Annotated in this window: 2 protein-coding genes and 1 pseudogene; all 3 read right to left on the bottom strand. The window is 42.2% G+C overall.

Annotated features, from left to right (window positions below):
* Positions 1 to 447 precede the first annotated feature (447 nt).
* Positions 448 to 1179, bottom strand: coding sequence for a hypothetical protein (locus L4D74_RS00500; RefSeq protein WP_428750267.1), 732 nt, complete (start codon positions 1177 to 1179; stop codon positions 448 to 450).
* Positions 1172 to 2407, bottom strand: a complete 1236-nt coding sequence (locus L4D74_RS00495) for a TolB family protein (protein WP_428750266.1) — start codon at positions 2405 to 2407, stop codon at positions 1172 to 1174. Before L4D74_RS00495 ends, L4D74_RS00500 begins: the two co-directional genes overlap by 8 nt.
* 1 nt (position 2408) lies before the next feature.
* A pseudogene (locus L4D74_RS00490) lies at positions 2409 to 3454 on the bottom strand (hypothetical protein); the annotation flags it as partial.

Here is a 3454-nt window from a genome sequence, read left to right as displayed (position 1 = left end):
TTGAATTCTCCACAACCAACATCGTAAATAAGGTTGCGGTGATAATTAAGCTGATAAGGCTTATACATACGATTTGGTAGAAAGATAATAGCGATTAAAATATTTTATTTCAACGACATAACAAAATAGCACAACCATCAAAACAACCACCCAGACCGCCATTATCGCTAGCCATACNGAGATRCCACCTAACCCCTTAAGYAAATARCGCRACCAYAAGNCCAAATTACTAGCTATYTTACCTRGCAATCCATTCGAAAATAATTGTCACATAATCGCAGTAAAACCGCCCCAAATGGGTAGNTCATAATAAAAAAAAGTRGGCAAATGCCCACTTAAAAGTAACCGCTGACAAGTAGAGTCTAATGAGAATAAGGCTATCGGCCGTTGCGCATCACTGTTTTTATCGAGTTGAGCCTGTGTTACGACGTTTCCATCTAGTAGGCTTTAATGTGTACTCGTTTCTTCGTCGAAGCACTTTACATCAGCAACAGCGAGGTCATAATCATCGGTTGAAAACGCTACAGCGAGAAATGAAAAAGTTGGCACGATAAAACCACGAATGGGCTTATCTTCAAGAACAGAGTCATACCATTTGTTATATGTAACTTGCTCATCAGTTAGTGCTTGAGTGTCCGCTTCATATTTAGGCGCGAGTTGTGAGCGTTTTACTTCTGTGACAGCGTATTCCACTTTTTTTTCTAGCGAGTTCAGTGTTTGCTCACCGTCATACCCCTTTAGCTTTTCTAAGATAGAGGCGAGGTCTGCGCACGCCTTTTTGATTGGGCGAGCCTTACTCTGTGCACCAATCGCTAACTCTGTAAGCATTGACCATTCAGGAAAAGACAGCTTGTACGTCTTCTGTGTTAGTTCATGTACTGGCGAACGCAGTGCCAAAACCTGATTGATGTTGGTTTTTTGGTTTTTCTGCGTTGAATCACCGAGTACATGTAAACGGCCTAAATCGTCTGTCGCCCAAAGTGCCGCGCTTTCCTCACCTAAATTTATTGCAATGGGAAGCCGTGACATAGGGCGGATATTTTTTAACTCTTCCATTGCGGTCAGGTTTTTTTCGGTATTTAGTTCTTTATATTGAGGGTTTTTTTTATCCTCAACGTTAGGATACTCGACGCCAAATAAATAGATGTCTGTTGGTAAATATTTAAGGTCATTATTCATCGTTTTCTACCTCCAGAAAGCGCCCATCGTTAGCATCGGCATTATATAGCACTGGTGTTTTCGTTTTTTTTCCTGATTGAATCACCTTCCATGACTGAGCGCCATTTCCATTCATTTCATAACGGTGATCTGGCCCATAACGTCTTATGGTTATTTTTGCTGCTCCTCTTTGTGTTTCATTACCGTTGTTACTGATATTTCCCACTTTCGCATAAACGTTCTTTTCATCGCCTTCATTAGAAAACGCAAGCCACGTTTTTTCTTCAACGTTGATCAACACTTTGCGGTACGAGTTTACTGCCCACACGTATTTTCCATTAGGGCTGATAGCAGTTTGTACATAAACACGTTCCTTAATCGTTTTTTCTGGCTTAAATTCGTCCTCAGGGAAAATTTTATAGAGCATTTTTAAAGTCTTGGCATCGAAAACCACCACACCCAAATCACCGACATAAATGAGCTTACCGTCAACAATGACCGTAGATTCTGAAATATCGACATCTACTTCTTCCTTGACTCCTGTCGCGAGTGTGTATTTAAAGCGCTTAAAACCGTCTGAGAAATAGATGTAGCTAGAGTCATCCGCCCAGACCAAATATGGCTTGGTGCGCGCACTGCCCAACTGAATGGTCTGTTGCGTTTTTAAGTCAAAGATGGCTTTTATCAGAGGCTCTCCATTACTGTATGCGTATGCCACATAACGATTGTTGGGTGAACGGCTCATCGTAAAGTTCTGTGGTGACGCGGTGCTTGGCATGTCATCCGTGACTAAACGTAAATCTGTCCCATCAATTTTCACGCTCCAAATTTTGTAGCCGTTTTCGTAATCATTTACGAGAGGGTCTCGAGTGCTGACATTATTCCACCAAAACTGAATTCGAGGTTTGTCATAAGAGCTCGCATCAGACAAATCTTCACGGGGCCACTCTTTTGCTCGGCGAACGGCATAGCCTGGTTTTGCGGGAAGTGTGCCTGGGTATTCAGGCTTGGACAGGTCTTCAGAGTAAACAATAAAGTTGTGCTCACTTTGCCATTGGCAGCGTGGTTCTGTCACCTCTTTGCGTTCGAGTGACGTTGTTTCGCTAACATCGTAACAGGCCTTTTGAGCGGGTTCTTTTTTTACGGATTGTGTTGTTTCAGCATTCGAAGTTTGATTACTTTCTTCACCACAGCCTGTTAATAACATAACTGTCGAAAGAAGCATGATACTTAACGTTGTTTGTTTCATTTTATAATAGTTCCGTGAGTTTAATGTCTTGGTAAATTACTGACATTAATACCGTTTTATCTGAGTTATGAGATCGGCAATGACGGGTTAGGTTGACCCGTTTTACTTCTGGTAGCCAACCACTAAACACGACTTCTTTACGGTACTGGTCCACAAACTCAGCCTCGCGTAAGAAAATCTTTTGGCTCCATGTTTCATCAACACACGTCAGTTGGAAAAAATCATCCGGTTGATCGCACTGGGGGTTACTTTTATACGTGATTACAATGCCTTCACTTGGTGAGTTAACAACAGCGGCAGCAACACCTTGCTCGTTTTGGCTGATGATATTGTAATCTGATTTACTTGGAGCTTGAGTATCTAGATTCGGCAGCGAAATCACAGGTTCGGAGCTCGCATCAAAGTTGTGAGCGGAAGAATAATCACTGAGGTTAACTTTAACCGCTTTTTCATTCTTCCCACTCTTTAATTCATTGAGTTGCTGAGTATTGAGTTGAGCCCGAGAATAATAAAGAGCAACATCACTTTGTACGCTGCCGTTTATTTTGTATGGAAGCCAAATATGAGGCAAAGGAACACCAAGTGGCTCTCTCTTTGTTTTACTTCCAGCCTTAAATGGGCTCAATTCGGTTTGAAGTAATTCTGTGTATGTTTCGCCTTCGTTAGGCCAATCAGCGACCACTACCTCAACTTCTTCTGCAGTAAGACCAAAAACACGGGCGCAAGCGTATTCGTCCAACACACCCTCATAGACTTTTTTACCGTCTTGGTACAGCTGAAACGCTTCCCCTGACAGAAATGCTTCGGAGTCTTCATCATATAAGCTGATATCGACCGATCTTTGAGGCAAGGATTTAGTGCTTTGATAGARCGATTGGTCTACATCAGAAAAGCGTCCGTCGTTTTGAATTTGGATTTCTCGCCAAATTTCTGATTGCCAAGCGACATAAATGTAACCACGATCAATAGATATATACCCTGAATCACCCTTATGAACCGGRACCACCGGYACCAACACGTTATCCCACTCGTCCATCTGAGCTTCTT

The sequence above is a fragment of the Vibrio cionasavignyae genome (genome assembly GCF_050337155.1).
Taxonomy (GTDB): Bacteria; Pseudomonadota; Gammaproteobacteria; order Enterobacterales; family Vibrionaceae; genus Vibrio; species Vibrio nomapromontoriensis.
This window is presented reverse-complemented; position numbering and strand designations above follow the sequence as displayed.